The sequence below is a fragment of the Mitsuaria sp. MSU3D genome, assembly GCF_056867975.1.
Genome location: NZ_CP200314.1, coordinates 1 through 19596 on the forward strand (window position 1 = coordinate 1; position 19596 = coordinate 19596).

The window sequence follows — 19596 nt, forward strand, 5'->3', positions numbered from 1 at the left end:
CTGACGACAAATCAGCGGTGCGACGAAGCAAGGCGGAAAGCCTGAAGCGAAAGCTGCTTCGATGTTCTTTAAGAATTTACAGCCGATAAGCGTGGGCGTCTGGACGAGCGGCCTGAGAAGGTTAAATCGCTAGATGCTCACGGAAGATATGAATGAAGCTATGAAAGTAGTCTTTGTTCGATTCCGTTGAGTTTATTCAAGATCGAACTGTAGAGTTTGATCCTGGCTCAGATTGAACGCTGGCGGCATGCCTTACACATGCAAGTCGAACGGTAACGCGGGGCAACCTGGCGACGAGTGGCGAACGGGTGAGTAATATATCGGAACGTGCCCAGTTGTGGGGGATAACTGCTCGAAAGAGCAGCTAATACCGCATACGACCTGAGGGTGAAAGCGGGGGATCGCAAGACCTCGCGCAATTGGAGCGGCCGATATCAGATTAGGTAGTTGGTGGGGTAAAGGCCTACCAAGCCGACGATCTGTAGCTGGTCTGAGAGGACGACCAGCCACACTGGGACTGAGACACGGCCCAGACTCCTACGGGAGGCAGCAGTGGGGAATTTTGGACAATGGGGGCAACCCTGATCCAGCCATGCCGCGTGCGGGAAGAAGGCCTTCGGGTTGTAAACCGCTTTTGTCAGGGAAGAAAAGACTCCTACTAATACTGGGGGTTCATGACGGTACCTGAAGAATAAGCACCGGCTAACTACGTGCCAGCAGCCGCGGTAATACGTAGGGTGCAAGCGTTAATCGGAATTACTGGGCGTAAAGCGTGCGCAGGCGGTTATGCAAGACAGATGTGAAATCCCCGGGCTCAACCTGGGAACTGCATTTGTGACTGCATGGCTAGAGTACGGTAGAGGGGGATGGAATTCCGCGTGTAGCAGTGAAATGCGTAGATATGCGGAGGAACACCGATGGCGAAGGCAATCCCCTGGACCTGTACTGACGCTCATGCACGAAAGCGTGGGGAGCAAACAGGATTAGATACCCTGGTAGTCCACGCCCTAAACGATGTCAACTGGTTGTTGGGAGGGTTTCTTCTCAGTAACGTAGCTAACGCGTGAAGTTGACCGCCTGGGGAGTACGGCCGCAAGGTTGAAACTCAAAGGAATTGACGGGGACCCGCACAAGCGGTGGATGATGTGGTTTAATTCGATGCAACGCGAAAAACCTTACCTACCCTTGACATGCCAGGAATCCTGCAGAGATGTGGGAGTGCTCGAAAGAGAACCTGGACACAGGTGCTGCATGGCCGTCGTCAGCTCGTGTCGTGAGATGTTGGGTTAAGTCCCGCAACGAGCGCAACCCTTGTCATTAGTTGCTACGAAAGGGCACTCTAATGAGACTGCCGGTGACAAACCGGAGGAAGGTGGGGATGACGTCAGGTCATCATGGCCCTTATGGGTAGGGCTACACACGTCATACAATGGCCGGGACAGAGGGCTGCCAACCCGCGAGGGGGAGCTAATCCCAGAAACCCGGTCGTAGTCCGGATCGCAGTCTGCAACTCGACTGCGTGAAGTCGGAATCGCTAGTAATCGCGGATCAGCTTGCCGCGGTGAATACGTTCCCGGGTCTTGTACACACCGCCCGTCACACCATGGGAGCGGGTTCTGCCAGAAGTAGTTAGCCTAACCGCAAGGGGGGCGATTACCACGGCAGGGTTCGTGACTGGGGTGAAGTCGTAACAAGGTAGCCGTATCGGAAGGTGCGGCTGGATCACCTCCTTTCTAGAGAATGACGAGACCGTCGGGTTGCCTAGGCAGCTCGGGAGAGTCGAGTCGAAAAATGCGAGTTCAGCGCGCCCACACTTATCGGCTGTAGACACACAACAGTGAGTGAGAAAACGCGTGAGCCTGGCGAGCTGGCCTTGCCGGTTGGCGCGATACAGGAGCACGCATGAAACGCGTGGGTCTGTAGCTCAGTCGGTTAGAGCACCGTCTTGATAAGGCGGGGGTCGCTGGTTCGAATCCAGCCAGACCCACCACGAGGATCGTCAAGATCTTGGGGGATTAGCTCAGCTGGGAGAGCACCTGCTTTGCAAGCAGGGGGTCGTCGGTTCGATCCCGTCATCCTCCACCAATCACTTCACAAGGGTGGCAAACCACAGCGTCAAGCATGACGTTGTGGTTTGCCAGTCTCGACTTTTTAGTCGGCTGTTGTTCTTTAACAATTCGTAGAGTCGAATCAGCGTTGCTGGCGGAAAGCTTAGCGCTTCGTAAAGGGGCGCGGCACCGTGCCGCCAGCGACATTTGATTGCGTCAACAAACTTCAACTCTGAAAAGAGTAGAAATTGAAGAACGGCGAACGCGTGATACTCAAATAAATGCTCAAGTTGTTGAGCATCTGTCCTTGACGACATCTGCGGATGTCAAAGTTATAGGGTCAAGTGACTAAGTGCATGTGGTGGATGCCTTGGCGATTACAGGCGACGAAGGACGTGATAGCCTGCGATAAGCTTCGGGGAGCTGGCAAATAAGCTTTGATCCGGAGATTTCCGAATGGGGAAACCCACCTCGTTTAGAGGTATCGCACACTGAATACATAGGTGTGCGAGGCGAACCGGGTGAACTGAAACATCTCAGTAGCTCGAGGAAAAGACATCAACCGAGATTCCGAAAGTAGTGGCGAGCGAAATCGGAGTAGCCCTCGTGTTTTAGCAGTTGGCATATCAGAACGGAATGGAAAGTCCGGCCATAGCGGGTGATAGCCCCGTATGAGAAATGTCGATTGTGGAACTAGGCACGAATAGAGTAGGGCGGGACACGTGAAATCCTGTCTGAATATGGGGGGACCATCCTCCAAGGCTAAATACTCGTAATCGACCGATAGTGAACAAGTACCGTGAGGGAAAGGCGAAAAGAACCCCGGGAGGGGAGTGAAATAGATCCTGAAACCGCATGCATACAAAAAGTAGGAGCCCGCAAGGGTGACTGCGTACCTTTTGTATAATGGGTCAGCGACTTACATTCAGTGGCGAGGTTAACCGAATAGGGTAGCCGTAGAGAAATCGAGTCCGAATAGGGCGATTTAGTCGCTGGGTGTAGACCCGAAACCAGGTGATCTATCCATGGCCAGGATGAAGGTACCGTAACAGGTGCTGGAGGTCCGAACCGACTAGTGTTGCAAAACTAGCGGATGAGCTGTGGATAGGGGTGAAAGGCTAAACAAACCTGGAGATAGCTGGTTCTCTCCGAAAACTATTTAGGTAGTGCCTCAAGTATTACCTTCGGGGGTAGAGCACTGTTTAGGCTAGGGGGTCATGGCGACTTACCAAACCTATGCAAACTCCGAATACCGAAGAGTACAGCTTGGGAGACAGAGCACCGGGTGCTAACGTCCGGACTCAAGAGGGAAACAACCCAGACCGCCAGCTAAGGTCCCTAAAATTGGCTAAGTGGGAAACGAAGTGGGAAGGCTAAAACAGTCAGGATGTTGGCTTAGAAGCAGCCATCATTTAAAGAAAGCGTAATAGCTCACTGATCGAGTCGTCCTGCGCGGAAGATGTAACGGGGCTAAGCCAGTTACCGAAGCTGCGGATGCACAGTTTACTGTGCGTGGTAGGAGAGCGTTCTGTACGCCTGTGAAGGTGGGTCGTGAGGCCTGCTGGAGGTATCAGAAGTGCGAATGCTGACATGAGTAGCGTTAAAGGGGGTGAAAAGCCCCCTCGCCGAAAGCGCAAGGTTTCCTACGCAACGTTCATCGGCGTAGGGTGAGTCGGCCCCTAAGGCGAGGCAGAGATGCGTAGCTGATGGGAAACAGGTCAATATTCCTGTACCGATCAATAGTGCGATGTGGGGACGGAGAAGGTTAGCTCAGCCGGGTGTTGGATGTCCCGGTTCAAGCCTGTAGTCGTGCCTGGTAGGCAAATCCGCCGGGCTTAGATGAGGGGTGATAACGAGTCTGCTTGCAGACGAAGTGAGTGATACCCTGCTTCCAGGAAAAGCCACTAAGCTTCAGCTATTGACGACCGTACCGCAAACCGACACTGGTGCGCGAGATGAGTATTCTAAGGCGCTTGAGAGAACTCTGGAGAAGGAACTCGGCAAATTGACACCGTAACTTCGGAAGAAGGTGTGCCTTTAGTAGGTGATCCATTTACTTGGTTAGCCCAATGAGGCCGCAGAGAATCGGTGGCTGCAACTGTTTATTAAAAACACAGCACTCTGCAAAGACGAAAGTCGACGTATAGGGTGTGACTCCTGCCCGGTGCTGGAAGATTAAATGATGGGGTGCAAGCTCTTGACTGAAGTCCCAGTAAACGGCGGCCGTAACTATAACGGTCCTAAGGTAGCGAAATTCCTTGTCGGGTAAGTTCCGACCTGCACGAATGGAGTAATGATGGCCACACTGTCTCCTCCAGAGACTCAGCGAAGTTGAAATGTTTGTGATGATGCAATCTCCCCGCGGAAAGACGGAAAGACCCCATGAACCTTTACTGTAGCTTTACATTGGACTTTGAACAGATCTGTGTAGGATAGGTGGGAGGCTTTGAAACCTGGTCGCTAGATCAGGTGGAGCCAACGTTGAAATACCACCCTGGTGTGTTTGAGGTTCTAACCTTGGCCCGTTATCCGGGTTGGGGACAGTGTATGGTGGGCAGTTTGACTGGGGCGGTCTCCTCCCAAAGTGTAACGGAGGAGTTCGAAGGTACGCTAAATACGGTCGGAAATCGTGTTGATAGTGCATTGGCATAAGCGTGCTTGACTGCGAGACTGACAAGTCGAGCAGGTACGAAAGTAGGACAAAGTGATCCGGTGGTTCTGTATGGAAGGGCCATCGCTCAACGGATAAAAGGTACTCTGGGGATAACAGGCTGATACCGCCCAAGAGTTCATATCGACGGCGGTGTTTGGCACCTCGATGTCGGCTCATCTCATCCTGGGGCTGTAGCCGGTCCCAAGGGTATGGCTGTTCGCCATTTAAAGAGGTACGTGAGCTGGGTTTAAAACGTCGTGAGACAGTTTGGTCCCTATCTTCCGTGGGCGCTGCAAGATTGAGAGAGCCTGCTCCTAGTACGAGAGGACCGGAGTGGACGCACCTCTGGTGTATCGGTTGTCACGCCAGTGGCATCGCCGAGTAGCTAAGTGCGGAAGAGATAACCGCTGAAAGCATCTAAGCGGGAAACTCGTCTCAAGATGAGTCTTGCCGGGGCCTAGAGCCCCCTGAAGGGTCGTTCAAGACCAGGACGTTGATAGGCTGGGTGTGGAAGCGCAGTAATGCGTTAAGCTAACCAGTACTAATTGCCCGTGAGGCTTGACCCTATAACTTTGACACTCAAAACGTCAAGGTGAGTGGTCACGCAGATCGACGCGCATCCCGCTCATGCTGGGAATGCCCGATCAAAACCGTTCTTCAAACCTGAAGACGCAATCAAACCAAGCTGATTTGACTCTACCGAATTGGGCCTGCTGAGTTCCTCAGCAAGCCAACCAGTCAAGCCTGATGACCATAGCGAGTCGGTCCCACCCCTTCCCATCCCGAACAGGACCGTGAAACGACTCAGCGCCGATGATAGTGCGGATTCCCGTGTGAAAGTAGGTCATCGTCAGGCTAATATCCGGAGACGCCCGGTCGGATGACCGGGCGTTCCTTTCTCTGCTTGCAGAGATCAGCGCTTCGCGGAGCGTTGATCTCTGGAGCTGAGGCGGTGTCGATCAGATCATGAGAATGATCGTGAAAGACGCTTGACAAGTTCAAACGAACTCGTTTATAGTCTCATCTCTGCGCTTCTGACGACAAATCAGCGGTGCGACGAAGCAAGGCGGAAAGCCTGAAGCGAAAGCTGCTTCGATGTTCTTTAAGAATTTACAGCCGATAAGCGTGGGCGTCTGGACGAGCGGCCTGAGAAGGTTAAATCGCTAGATGCTCACGGAAGATATGAATGAAGCTATGAAAGTAGTCTTTGTTCGATTCCGTTGAGTTTATTCAAGATCGAACTGTAGAGTTTGATCCTGGCTCAGATTGAACGCTGGCGGCATGCCTTACACATGCAAGTCGAACGGTAACGCGGGGCAACCTGGCGACGAGTGGCGAACGGGTGAGTAATATATCGGAACGTGCCCAGTTGTGGGGGATAACTGCTCGAAAGAGCAGCTAATACCGCATACGACCTGAGGGTGAAAGCGGGGGATCGCAAGACCTCGCGCAATTGGAGCGGCCGATATCAGATTAGGTAGTTGGTGGGGTAAAGGCCTACCAAGCCGACGATCTGTAGCTGGTCTGAGAGGACGACCAGCCACACTGGGACTGAGACACGGCCCAGACTCCTACGGGAGGCAGCAGTGGGGAATTTTGGACAATGGGGGCAACCCTGATCCAGCCATGCCGCGTGCGGGAAGAAGGCCTTCGGGTTGTAAACCGCTTTTGTCAGGGAAGAAAAGACTCCTACTAATACTGGGGGTTCATGACGGTACCTGAAGAATAAGCACCGGCTAACTACGTGCCAGCAGCCGCGGTAATACGTAGGGTGCAAGCGTTAATCGGAATTACTGGGCGTAAAGCGTGCGCAGGCGGTTATGCAAGACAGATGTGAAATCCCCGGGCTCAACCTGGGAACTGCATTTGTGACTGCATGGCTAGAGTACGGTAGAGGGGGATGGAATTCCGCGTGTAGCAGTGAAATGCGTAGATATGCGGAGGAACACCGATGGCGAAGGCAATCCCCTGGACCTGTACTGACGCTCATGCACGAAAGCGTGGGGAGCAAACAGGATTAGATACCCTGGTAGTCCACGCCCTAAACGATGTCAACTGGTTGTTGGGAGGGTTTCTTCTCAGTAACGTAGCTAACGCGTGAAGTTGACCGCCTGGGGAGTACGGCCGCAAGGTTGAAACTCAAAGGAATTGACGGGGACCCGCACAAGCGGTGGATGATGTGGTTTAATTCGATGCAACGCGAAAAACCTTACCTACCCTTGACATGCCAGGAATCCTGCAGAGATGTGGGAGTGCTCGAAAGAGAACCTGGACACAGGTGCTGCATGGCCGTCGTCAGCTCGTGTCGTGAGATGTTGGGTTAAGTCCCGCAACGAGCGCAACCCTTGTCATTAGTTGCTACGAAAGGGCACTCTAATGAGACTGCCGGTGACAAACCGGAGGAAGGTGGGGATGACGTCAGGTCATCATGGCCCTTATGGGTAGGGCTACACACGTCATACAATGGCCGGGACAGAGGGCTGCCAACCCGCGAGGGGGAGCTAATCCCAGAAACCCGGTCGTAGTCCGGATCGCAGTCTGCAACTCGACTGCGTGAAGTCGGAATCGCTAGTAATCGCGGATCAGCTTGCCGCGGTGAATACGTTCCCGGGTCTTGTACACACCGCCCGTCACACCATGGGAGCGGGTTCTGCCAGAAGTAGTTAGCCTAACCGCAAGGGGGGCGATTACCACGGCAGGGTTCGTGACTGGGGTGAAGTCGTAACAAGGTAGCCGTATCGGAAGGTGCGGCTGGATCACCTCCTTTCTAGAGAATGACGAGACCGTCGGGTTGCCTAGGCAGCTCGGGAGAGTCGAGTCGAAAAATGCGAGTTCAGCGCGCCCACACTTATCGGCTGTAGACACACAACAGTGAGTGAGAAAACGCGTGAGCCTGGCGAGCTGGCCTTGCCGGTTGGCGCGATACAGGAGCACGCATGAAACGCGTGGGTCTGTAGCTCAGTCGGTTAGAGCACCGTCTTGATAAGGCGGGGGTCGCTGGTTCGAATCCAGCCAGACCCACCACGAGGATCGTCAAGATCTTGGGGGATTAGCTCAGCTGGGAGAGCACCTGCTTTGCAAGCAGGGGGTCGTCGGTTCGATCCCGTCATCCTCCACCAATCACTTCACAAGGGTGGCAAACCACAGCGTCAAGCATGACGTTGTGGTTTGCCAGTCTCGACTTTTTAGTCGGCTGTTGTTCTTTAACAATTCGTAGAGTCGAATCAGCGTTGCTGGCGGAAAGCTTAGCGCTTCGTAAAGGGGCGCGGCACCGTGCCGCCAGCGACATTTGATTGCGTCAACAAACTTCAACTCTGAAAAGAGTAGAAATTGAAGAACGGCGAACGCGTGATACTCAAATAAATGCTCAAGTTGTTGAGCATCTGTCCTTGACGACATCTGCGGATGTCAAAGTTATAGGGTCAAGTGACTAAGTGCATGTGGTGGATGCCTTGGCGATTACAGGCGACGAAGGACGTGATAGCCTGCGATAAGCTTCGGGGAGCTGGCAAATAAGCTTTGATCCGGAGATTTCCGAATGGGGAAACCCACCTCGTTTAGAGGTATCGCACACTGAATACATAGGTGTGCGAGGCGAACCGGGTGAACTGAAACATCTCAGTAGCTCGAGGAAAAGACATCAACCGAGATTCCGAAAGTAGTGGCGAGCGAAATCGGAGTAGCCCTCGTGTTTTAGCAGTTGGCATATCAGAACGGAATGGAAAGTCCGGCCATAGCGGGTGATAGCCCCGTATGAGAAATGTCGATTGTGGAACTAGGCACGAATAGAGTAGGGCGGGACACGTGAAATCCTGTCTGAATATGGGGGGACCATCCTCCAAGGCTAAATACTCGTAATCGACCGATAGTGAACAAGTACCGTGAGGGAAAGGCGAAAAGAACCCCGGGAGGGGAGTGAAATAGATCCTGAAACCGCATGCATACAAAAAGTAGGAGCCCGCAAGGGTGACTGCGTACCTTTTGTATAATGGGTCAGCGACTTACATTCAGTGGCGAGGTTAACCGAATAGGGTAGCCGTAGAGAAATCGAGTCCGAATAGGGCGATTTAGTCGCTGGGTGTAGACCCGAAACCAGGTGATCTATCCATGGCCAGGATGAAGGTACCGTAACAGGTGCTGGAGGTCCGAACCGACTAGTGTTGCAAAACTAGCGGATGAGCTGTGGATAGGGGTGAAAGGCTAAACAAACCTGGAGATAGCTGGTTCTCTCCGAAAACTATTTAGGTAGTGCCTCAAGTATTACCTTCGGGGGTAGAGCACTGTTTAGGCTAGGGGGTCATGGCGACTTACCAAACCTATGCAAACTCCGAATACCGAAGAGTACAGCTTGGGAGACAGAGCACCGGGTGCTAACGTCCGGACTCAAGAGGGAAACAACCCAGACCGCCAGCTAAGGTCCCTAAAATTGGCTAAGTGGGAAACGAAGTGGGAAGGCTAAAACAGTCAGGATGTTGGCTTAGAAGCAGCCATCATTTAAAGAAAGCGTAATAGCTCACTGATCGAGTCGTCCTGCGCGGAAGATGTAACGGGGCTAAGCCAGTTACCGAAGCTGCGGATGCACAGTTTACTGTGCGTGGTAGGAGAGCGTTCTGTACGCCTGTGAAGGTGGGTCGTGAGGCCTGCTGGAGGTATCAGAAGTGCGAATGCTGACATGAGTAGCGTTAAAGGGGGTGAAAAGCCCCCTCGCCGAAAGCGCAAGGTTTCCTACGCAACGTTCATCGGCGTAGGGTGAGTCGGCCCCTAAGGCGAGGCAGAGATGCGTAGCTGATGGGAAACAGGTCAATATTCCTGTACCGATCAATAGTGCGATGTGGGGACGGAGAAGGTTAGCTCAGCCGGGTGTTGGATGTCCCGGTTCAAGCCTGTAGTCGTGCCTGGTAGGCAAATCCGCCGGGCTTAGATGAGGGGTGATAACGAGTCTGCTTGCAGACGAAGTGAGTGATACCCTGCTTCCAGGAAAAGCCACTAAGCTTCAGCTATTGACGACCGTACCGCAAACCGACACTGGTGCGCGAGATGAGTATTCTAAGGCGCTTGAGAGAACTCTGGAGAAGGAACTCGGCAAATTGACACCGTAACTTCGGAAGAAGGTGTGCCTTTAGTAGGTGATCCATTTACTTGGTTAGCCCAATGAGGCCGCAGAGAATCGGTGGCTGCAACTGTTTATTAAAAACACAGCACTCTGCAAAGACGAAAGTCGACGTATAGGGTGTGACTCCTGCCCGGTGCTGGAAGATTAAATGATGGGGTGCAAGCTCTTGACTGAAGTCCCAGTAAACGGCGGCCGTAACTATAACGGTCCTAAGGTAGCGAAATTCCTTGTCGGGTAAGTTCCGACCTGCACGAATGGAGTAATGATGGCCACACTGTCTCCTCCAGAGACTCAGCGAAGTTGAAATGTTTGTGATGATGCAATCTCCCCGCGGAAAGACGGAAAGACCCCATGAACCTTTACTGTAGCTTTACATTGGACTTTGAACAGATCTGTGTAGGATAGGTGGGAGGCTTTGAAACCTGGTCGCTAGATCAGGTGGAGCCAACGTTGAAATACCACCCTGGTGTGTTTGAGGTTCTAACCTTGGCCCGTTATCCGGGTTGGGGACAGTGTATGGTGGGCAGTTTGACTGGGGCGGTCTCCTCCCAAAGTGTAACGGAGGAGTTCGAAGGTACGCTAAATACGGTCGGAAATCGTGTTGATAGTGCATTGGCATAAGCGTGCTTGACTGCGAGACTGACAAGTCGAGCAGGTACGAAAGTAGGACAAAGTGATCCGGTGGTTCTGTATGGAAGGGCCATCGCTCAACGGATAAAAGGTACTCTGGGGATAACAGGCTGATACCGCCCAAGAGTTCATATCGACGGCGGTGTTTGGCACCTCGATGTCGGCTCATCTCATCCTGGGGCTGTAGCCGGTCCCAAGGGTATGGCTGTTCGCCATTTAAAGAGGTACGTGAGCTGGGTTTAAAACGTCGTGAGACAGTTTGGTCCCTATCTTCCGTGGGCGCTGCAAGATTGAGAGAGCCTGCTCCTAGTACGAGAGGACCGGAGTGGACGCACCTCTGGTGTATCGGTTGTCACGCCAGTGGCATCGCCGAGTAGCTAAGTGCGGAAGAGATAACCGCTGAAAGCATCTAAGCGGGAAACTCGTCTCAAGATGAGTCTTGCCGGGGCCTAGAGCCCCCTGAAGGGTCGTTCAAGACCAGGACGTTGATAGGCTGGGTGTGGAAGCGCAGTAATGCGTTAAGCTAACCAGTACTAATTGCCCGTGAGGCTTGACCCTATAACTTTGACACTCAAAACGTCAAGGTGAGTGGTCACGCAGATCGACGCGCATCCCGCTCATGCTGGGAATGCCCGATCAAAACCGTTCTTCAAACCTGAAGACGCAATCAAACCAAGCTGATTTGACTCTACCGAATTGGGCCTGCTGAGTTCCTCAGCAAGCCAACCAGTCAAGCCTGATGACCATAGCGAGTCGGTCCCACCCCTTCCCATCCCGAACAGGACCGTGAAACGACTCAGCGCCGATGATAGTGCGGATTCCCGTGTGAAAGTAGGTCATCGTCAGGCTAATACCCCGCCAAACCCCTCGATCAGTCATGGTCGAGGGGTTTTGCCTTTTCTGCGAGTAATTTTTCCTGACCTGGCTCCTCTGCCATCAGATCACTGATTTGAGGGGCTGATTGCAGGAACATGGCGGAAGTGGATTGGAACCCGCCCCTTTTGTGGGACTGATTTTTGATCGACCTCAGAATAGACTGACTCCCTCGTTCGAGCATGACGGGGAGCGTATGCAGCGTTTCTGGAAAAAAGCGAAATTTGTTTCATTGCCAGCATGGGCGGCAATTGGCTTGCTGTTGGGGAATCCAGAGGGGCATGCGGCGGAAATCGCGTCAGTCTCGCCTCAGGGTGAGGTGGCGCAGGTCCAGAACATCGTCGTGCGATTCAAAGCGCCGACATCGAGGTTGGGCGATTTGCGGTTACCCGATCCCGTCACGGTCCGCTGTGGAGATTCGACACCGCAGGGGAGCGGACGCTGGATCAACGATCGGGAGTGGGCCTTCGACTTCTCCCGTCCATTGCCTGCTGGATCGAAGTGTCTGGTGGCAGCGAAGGACGACTTCCGCCCCACAGCGCCTGGCGCGCCTACCGGATGGAGCGGAGCGCGCGAATTCTCGTTTCAGTTGGGAGCGCCCGCCATACGGCGAGTCAGTCCTTGGGAGGGCAGCAGGATCGAGGAAGACCAACGATTCCTCCTGCAACTCTCCGGTGACGCCAAATCCGAGACGATTGCGCCACACATGTGGTGCGAATCGAAGGCACTTGGCGAGCGCATTCCGGTCGAGCTTCGCAGCGCGTCTGATCGAGACGAGCTACTCCGCTCCCTCAAGATGGGCGACGTCAAGCGTCAGAGCTGGATCCTGGTGGCTTGCGCGCGTCCCTTGCCGGCCGGCGCGGAGGCAACCTTGGTGTGGGGGGCAGGCATCGCGGCCGCCGCCAACGATTCCGTGAGGACGCGTGCCGACCGACGAATCCGCTTCTCAGTCCGAGGGCCGCTGACTGCGGAGCTTTCGTGTGAGCGTGAGCGCGCGAATGCGCCATGCCTGTCGATCCGTCCGATCACGGTGAGTTTCTCGGAGCCGATTGCGCGAGACCTTGCGCTGAAGGTTCGCCTCAAGGGAGCGAATGGTGTAAGCGTGGCGCCTTTGGCGCCGGTCGATCAGGAGCAGCAATCGGCCCATTGGTTGTCGACAGTGCGATTCCCTGCGCCGTTGGCGGAGCAGCAGGAATATCTGCTCGAGCTTCCCAGCGGGATCAAGGACGAGAGCGGCCGGCCTCTTTCAAACGCTGCCAGTTTTCCGATGAAAGTCCGAACGTCGGAGGCGCCGCCTCTGGCGAAGTTCGCCGCGGCGCCCTTCGGGATCGTCGAATGGGAAGCGGCCGGACCTAGTCTGGTCCCTCTGAGCTTGCGGCACGTGCAGACCGACTTGCAGCCGCGCGCCAGTGGGCGCTTGCGAATCAAAAGATTGACTGACGATGTTGAGATCCTGCGCTGGTACGGGCGCCTGTTCCGACAGAACGAGTGGGAGGACCGCAAGGCTGAGTGGTTGAAAGATGTCTCGGACCTGCAGTCGATGACAGTGCCCCCGCCGAATCCGGACAAGGTCATTGATGTGATCGGCATTCCGCTGTCGCAGCCTGGCTATCACGTGCTCGAGCTGAAGTCGCCGCGCCTGGGCCAATCGCTCCTTGATCCGATCCAGCCCATGTTCGTGCGGACGGGGACGCTCGTCACCAATCTCGGCTTGCATTTCAAGCTCGGGAAGGATGACAGCTTGGTGTGGGTGACATCGCTCGACAAGGGGCGGCCAGTCGATGGGGCTCAGGTGTCGGTCTACGACTGCCGCGGCAAGGCCCTTTGGAGCGGCCGAACCGATGGGCAAGGCCTGGCGCGCATTGATCGGCCGAACCTGGACCGCGACGGCGGGGGCGGCGAGTGCATCGCCGAGGCGGGTCTGTTCATCACGGCGAGGCTCGCTCAGCCAGGGAAGGCTCTGGACCAGTCGTTCATGTTCAGCGGCTGGAGCCGTGGCATCGAGCCGTGGCGTTTCAATGTGCCGATTGCATGGGGATCAGAGCGCGCAGCGCGCGCCCATACCGTCACCGACCGCCCGCTGTTGCGCGCCGGCGAGACGCTGTCGATGAAGCATTTCTTCCGCCTGGAAACCGTGCAGGGGCTGACGGATGCGACACCAGACCAGTTGCCTGACAAGCTGCGTGTCGTGTTTGAAGGCACCGGGGAGGACATCGCGACGCTGGACCTGCGATGGCAAGGGGCTCGCTACGCGCTGAGCTCATGGAAGGTACCGCCGGAGGCCAAGCTTGGCCGATATCGCTTCGTGATGGAGCGAGGGGACGCGCGCGGTGGGCGTCGTACCTGGGACAGTGGCAGCGTACGCGTTGAGGAATTCCGCGTGCCGCTCGTCGATGCACGCCTCATCCCGCCGAAAACACCAGCGACAGGTGCGAAAGAGCAGGCCTGGACGGCCCAACTGAACTACATGGCCGGTGGCCCGATGGCGAAGTCTCCGGTGGAAGTCAGTGCCATGCTGCAGCCCCGCTGGACCAACTTCCCCGGGTTCGATGATTACGCCTTCGAGCCACCGTCGCCGGAGGGGCCTCAGGATTCCGGGTCTGCGGGCGACATGGACGAGGGCGACGGCGAATCCAGTGGCGGCACGCCAGGGGCGAGCCGACTCGTTCTGGACAAGCTCGCATTGCAGACGGACGCGAAAGGCGGTGCGTCGTTCAAGGTGCCGCTGAAGGGAAACATCGACCGTCCCGCCGAACTGCGTGTTGAGCTGAACTACCGCGACCCCGATGGTCAGACGCACACGCGCTCCGCGTCCCAGGTCGTCTGGCCCGCCGATGTGATCGTCGGTCTGCGCGCCGCGACCTGGGTGGCCAACGGCCAGGCGTTGTCGGTCCAGGCGGTGGCGCTGGACACCAATGGCAAGCCGATGGCCAATCGGAAGATCACGCTCAGTGCACGCCAGATCCAGACGCTCAGCACGCGCAAGCGACTGGTGGGCGGCTTCTATGCCTATGAGCATCAACGGAACCTGAAGGACTTGGGCGAGCTCTGCAGCGGCAAGACCGATGCGCTCGGGCTCATGCACTGCGAAGTCAAGCTGAGTCAAGGCGGGCAGATCGAATTGATCGGGTCCTCCAATGACGATGGCGGCCGCACCGCACGTGCCGCCCGATCCCTGTGGGTGACGAAGGCCGGAGAACTCTGGTTCGCGCAGGACAACGACGATCGTATCGATGTGATCCCGGAACGGCGGCGCTATGAGCCCGGCGAAACGGCCCGGTTCCAAGTGCGCATGCCCTATCGCGACGCCACTGCGCTGATCACCGTCGAGCGGGAAGGCGTGTTGTACAGCGAGGTCCGCCGTCTATGGGGGCGCGACCCCTGGTTGGAATTGAAGATCGACAGCAACTGGACGCCAAACGCTTTTGTCAGCGTGATGGTGTTGCGCGGCCGATTGCGCGAAGTGCCGTGGTATTCGTTCTTCTCGTGGGGCTGGCGCGAGCCGGTGAACTGGTGGCGGGAGTGGCGCGCCTCGGGCGACTATCAGGCCCCCACCGCCATGGTCGACCTGTCCAAGCCGTCGTTCAAGCTGGGCATGGCACCGATCGAGATCGGCCAGGCCAAACACCGGTTGCAGGTTGAAGTCGTACCGCAGCAGGCGCAGTACGGCGTGCGGCAGAGCGCGCAGGTGAAGCTGCGCGTGACCCAGGATGGCAAGCCGGTTCCTGACGCCCAGATCGCGTTCGCGGCGGTGGACGAGGGGCTGCTGGCCCTTGCGCCCAACCCGAGCTGGAAGCTGCTGGACGGCATGATCCAGACGCGCCCCTGGGGCGTGACGACGGCCACCGGCCACAGCGAGATCATTGGCCGGCGGCATTACGGTCGCAAGGCCGTGGCCGCCGGGGGCGGGGGCGGGTTCGCGACGCGCGAGCTGTTCGACACGCTGCTGACCTGGCAGCCGCTGGTCACCGTCGATGCACGGGGCGAGGCGCTCGTGCGCGTGCCGCTGAACGATTCGCTCACGCGCTTCCGGCTGGTGGCCGTTGCCGATGCGCCAGGACAACGGTTCGGTACTGGCGAGGGCAGCATCAACGTGAGTCAGGATCTGCAGCTGCTCTCCGGTCTGCCGCCGCTGGTGCGCGAAGGCGACCGTGTCCAGGCCATGCTCACGCTTCGCAACGCCACGACTCGTGCGATGGACCTCAAGGTGACGCTGACGGGCAAGGCGAGCGGCGAGAGCGGCGACCAGGCGGTGCCCGCCGAGGCGCGAACCGTCAAGCTGGCCGCGGGTCAAGCCCAGGAGCTGACCTGGGACGTGGTCATCCCCGAAGGCGCCCAGCGCATCGTCTGGGAGGCGCAGGCCCAGGAGCAGGGCGGTGGCGCGAAGGACGCCATGCGGACCACGCAGGCTGTCCAGCCCGCGGTGCCTGTACGGGTGCTGCAGGCGACGCTGCGTCAACTCGACGCGCCCATCAGCATCCCGGTCGGCGCGCCCGCCGACGCGCTCCCTGCGCAAGGCATCAAGCGGGGCGGGCTCCAGATCGGCCTGCAACCGAAGCTGTCGACGGCGCTGCCGGGCATCCGTCGCTATTTCGAGCAATACCCGTATACCTGCCTCGAGCAGCAGAGTTCGAAGTTCATCGCGCTGCATGACAGCGCCGCATGGGATGGGCTGATGGGGCAGCTGGCGACTTACCAGGACGCCGATGGACTCTTCGCCTATTTCCCGCTTTCGAAGCATCTGACGCAGGGGAGCGACGTCCTGACGGCCCATCTGCTGTCGGTGGCGCAAGAGGCCGGCCGCCCCTTGCCTGCGTCGCAGCTGGGCAAGGCGCTCGATGGCTTGGCTGCATTCGTCGAAGGACGACTGGAGCGTCGCCACTGGGCCCCGCGCCCGGACGATGAACCGAGGCGCATTGCGGCGCTGGCCGCCTTGGCACGGTATGGGAAAGCGACGCCTCGACAGTTGGGCACCGTGGAGGGCCGCAACCTGACGACCTGGCCGACCGGCACCGTCGTGGATTGGCTGGTGCTGCACCAGCGGATGACCGATGCGCCCGACCGCGCCAATCAGATCGCCGCGGCGCAGAACCAGTTGCGCAGTCGACTGAGCTTCGCGGGGACGACGCTGCGTTTCGTCAACGAAGAGTCCGACGCCTGGTGGTGGCTGATGGGCAGCGGCGATGCGACGGCGGCGCGCGCGATCCTGGCGCTGGTGGACGACCCCGGCTGGAAGGAGGACCTGCCCCGAATGGTCGTCGGCGCGCTGGCGCGTCAGGAGCGGGGCGCCTGGTTCAACACGACGGCGAACCTGTGGGGCGCGTTGGCGCTCGAGAAGTTCTCGGCGCGTTTCGAATCGCAGCCGGTCAAGGGGAAAACCGAGGCCAAGCTGGCGGCTTCAAGTGTCGCGCTCGACTGGACGACGAAGCCCGAGGGCGGCGAGTTGCGTCTGCCATGGCCCGCCTCCGGCAACGGCACGCTGACCGTGACGCAGACGGGCGACGGCCGGCCCTGGGCCACCGTGCAGGCCCTGTCCGCCGTCCCGTTGAAGGCCCCGCTCACGGCCGGTTATGCGATCAAGCGGACGATCACTGCCGTGTCGCAGAAGGCGGCGCCGCGATGGTCGCGCGGCGACGTGATGCGTGTGCGGCTGGAGGTCGACGCGGCCGCCGACATGTCCTGGGTGGTGCTCAGCGACCCGATGCCGACAGGCGCGGCCGTGGTCGAGGGCACGATCGATACGCAGGGCGAGCGTGCCGAGGGTCAGGCGTGGCCCAGCTTCATCGAACGCAGCTTCACGGCGTGGCGCGCCTACTTCGATTACCTGCCGCGCGGTAGGCATGTCCTCGAGTACACGATCCGCCTGAACAACGCCGGACGCTTCCAGATGCCGACGACGCGCGCCGAGGCGATGTATTCGCCCGACCGTTTCGGCGAGGTCCCGAATGCGACCCTGGAGGTCCAACCTTGAAGACGCCCGGGGCCGGGCGCTTGCGCGGACTGGCGCGGTGGAGGCGCACGCTGGCCGTGACGCTCCTCGGCGCCGGAGCCGCCGTCGCGGCGCCGGCCGCGGATCTGCCCTCGTTCGCGCAGACGCGCGCAGTGCATCCTGTGTCGGATTTCCAACTGCTGGACCGTCGAGGCGAGCTGCTGCAGACCTTGCGCGTCGACCCCAGCCGGCGTGTGCTCGCCTGGGTGCCGCTGGACCAGATGTCGCCCTCGCTGCTGCGAGCGATGCTGGTCTCCGAGGACCAGCACTTCTACGAGCACAGCGGCGTCGACTGGTCGGCCGTCGCCGCCAGCGCCTGGGCCAATCTGTGGAACACCCGCACGCGCGGTGCATCGACGGTGACGATGCAGCTCGCGGGCCTCCTCGATCAGGATCTGGCCCGGCGCGGCGGACGCAGCGTGACGCAGAAGCTCGGGCAGGCGTGGGTGGCCGCACGGCTGGAGAAGCGGTGGACCAAGGCGCAGATCCTCGAGGCCTACCTGAACCGCGTGCCTCTTCGTGGCGAGCTGGTCGGCGTGCCCGCAGCGGCCCAGGCGCTCTTCGGCAAGCGCCCCAGCGGGCTCGACGCGCGCGAATCCGCATTGCTCGCGGCGATGCTGCGCGGACCGAACGCCGCGAGCGAGACCCTCGCGACGCGCGCCTGCGGCGTGCTGCGCGTGATGGGGCAGGGCTGTGACGGTCTCGTCGACGAGGTCGGCGCCGTGCTGCGGCGCAAGGCGCTGTCAGTCGCGGATGCGCCGCAGTGGGCGCCGCATTACGCGCGCCTCGCACTGCGAGCGGACGGGCCGCCGACCCAACGCAGCACGCTCGATGCAACCTGGCAACGCGTGGCGGTGCTGTCGCTGCGGCGGCACCTGGCGGAGCTGTCCGGCCGGCAGGTCGAGGACGGGGCGGTGCTCGTGCTGGACAACGCCAGCGGCGAGATCCGCGTCTGGGTCGGATCGAGTGGCAGCCAACTGTCGGATGCGGCCCAGGTGGATCATGTGCTTGCTCGCCGGCAGCCGGGATCGACGCTGAAGCCCTTCCTCTATGAATTGGCGATCGAGCGTCGCCTGATCACCGCGGCCAGCCTGCTGGACGACTCGCCGGCGCAGATCGCGACGGGGGCAGGGATGTACTTGCCTCAGAACTACGACAAGCAGTACCGCGGCTGGATCAGCGCCCGGGCCTCGCTCGGCAATAGCCTGAATGTGCCGGCGGTGCGGCTGGCGCTGATGCTGACGCCGGAGGCGGTCTTCGAGCGGCTCAACGCGCTGGGCCTGCAACTGCCGGAAACGGGCGGCTTCTATGGCCCCTCGCTGGCACTGGGCAGCGCCGACGTGACGTTGCTGGCCCTCACGAACGCGTACCGTGCGCTGGCCAATGGGGGGCGATATGCCGAAGTGAGTGCGCCTCGGAGCGATGCGCGCCAGCAGGCCGGAACGCCGCCGGTCGAATCGCGTCGGGTCGCGGATCCCAAGGCCAGCTTCATCGTCGGCGACATCCTGGCCGACAACAACGCCCGCGCGCTGACCTTCGGACTGTCCAGCGCGCTGGCTTTGCCTTTCCCGGCCTCGGTGAAGACCGGCACGAGCAAGGACATGCGCGACAACTGGTGCATCGGATGGACCAGCCGGTTCACGGTGGGCGTCTGGGTCGGCAACTCGAGCGGCGAAGCGATGCACCAGGTGTCTGGCGTGAGCGGTGCGGCGCCCGTGTGGCGCGAGATCATGCTGGCGCTTCATGCTGGCGGTGTGCCGCCGGCGATCAGGCCGCCGGCCGGTGTCGTGCCGCGAGACACGCGCTTCGAGGGCAGCCAGGAGCCTGTGCGGCGCGAGTGGTTCGTCGCGGGCACCGAGCAGGCGGTCATCCAGTCGGCGGGCACCTCCGTGGCGCTCAGCAATCCGATCGACGGCGCGATCTACGCGTTGGATCCGGACATCCCGCCGGAGGCGCAGCGGCTGCGATTCACGCACGAAGGTCGACTCGAACGTGGCGCCCTCGCGGCATGGCGGCTGGATGGCCGCGTCATCGGGCGCGGTGCGATCTGGGACTGGCTGCCGATGCCGGGACGGCATGAACTGGCGCTGCTCGATGCACGGGGGCGGGTGCTGCAGGAGGTGCGCTTCGAGGTGCGCGGAGCCGGCCTGAAACAGGCGCTCCTGCCCAAGGGCGACTCTCGTCCCCCATTCCGCAAGTCAACCGCTCCAAGGCGCAGTTCGTCGCCGCCCCCTGGCGGCCAGGGGGCTGACTTTCGATACTCCTCTCATCGTCGCTAAGATGCAGATTC

At 59.0% G+C, this 19596-nt stretch carries 2 protein-coding genes, 4 tRNA genes and 6 rRNA genes; all 12 read left to right on the forward strand.

Annotated elements, in window-relative coordinates; translation table 11 throughout:
- The first annotated feature begins 204 nt into the window (after positions 1 to 204).
- The 12 genes from AC1VNM_RS00005 (at position 205) to pbpC (ending at position 19585) form a co-directional block, all read left to right on the forward strand.
- Positions 205 to 1733 (forward strand): 16S ribosomal RNA (locus AC1VNM_RS00005).
- A 180-nt stretch (positions 1734 to 1913) separates the two neighbouring features.
- Positions 1914 to 1990 (forward strand) — tRNA-Ile (locus AC1VNM_RS00010).
- A gap of 19 nt (positions 1991 to 2009) precedes the next feature.
- Positions 2010 to 2085: transfer RNA gene (locus AC1VNM_RS00015), tRNA-Ala, on the forward strand.
- Between the two features lie 301 nt (positions 2086 to 2386).
- Positions 2387 to 5267 (forward strand): 23S ribosomal RNA (locus tag AC1VNM_RS00020).
- 177 nt (positions 5268 to 5444) lie between these two features.
- Positions 5445 to 5557 (forward strand): 5S ribosomal RNA (gene rrf / locus AC1VNM_RS00025).
- Positions 5558 to 5939: 382 nt separating this feature from the next.
- Positions 5940 to 7468, forward strand: a 16S ribosomal RNA gene (locus tag AC1VNM_RS00030).
- A gap of 180 nt (positions 7469 to 7648) precedes the next feature.
- Positions 7649 to 7725, forward strand: a tRNA-Ile gene (locus tag AC1VNM_RS00035).
- Between the two features lie 19 nt (positions 7726 to 7744).
- Positions 7745 to 7820: transfer RNA gene (locus AC1VNM_RS00040), tRNA-Ala, on the forward strand.
- Between the two features lie 301 nt (positions 7821 to 8121).
- Positions 8122 to 11002 (forward strand): 23S ribosomal RNA (locus AC1VNM_RS00045).
- A 177-nt stretch (positions 11003 to 11179) separates the two neighbouring features.
- Positions 11180 to 11292: ribosomal RNA gene (gene rrf, locus AC1VNM_RS00050) — 5S ribosomal RNA — on the forward strand.
- The 16S, 23S and 5S rRNA genes sit together here with 4 tRNA genes alongside, the layout of an rRNA operon.
- Before the next feature lie 221 nt (positions 11293 to 11513).
- A complete protein-coding gene (locus AC1VNM_RS00055) occupies positions 11514 to 17288 on the forward strand; it encodes an alpha-2-macroglobulin family protein (protein ID WP_483105431.1) in 5775 nt (1924 codons plus the stop codon).
- Positions 17285 to 19585 carry a penicillin-binding protein 1C gene (pbpC, locus tag AC1VNM_RS00060; protein WP_483105432.1) on the forward strand — a complete coding sequence of 767 codons (2301 nt, stop codon included), beginning with the start codon at positions 17285 to 17287 and terminating at the stop codon, positions 19583 to 19585. The genes AC1VNM_RS00055 and pbpC overlap by 4 nt, the downstream gene beginning before the upstream one ends.
- Positions 19586 to 19596: the final 11 nt, after the last annotated feature.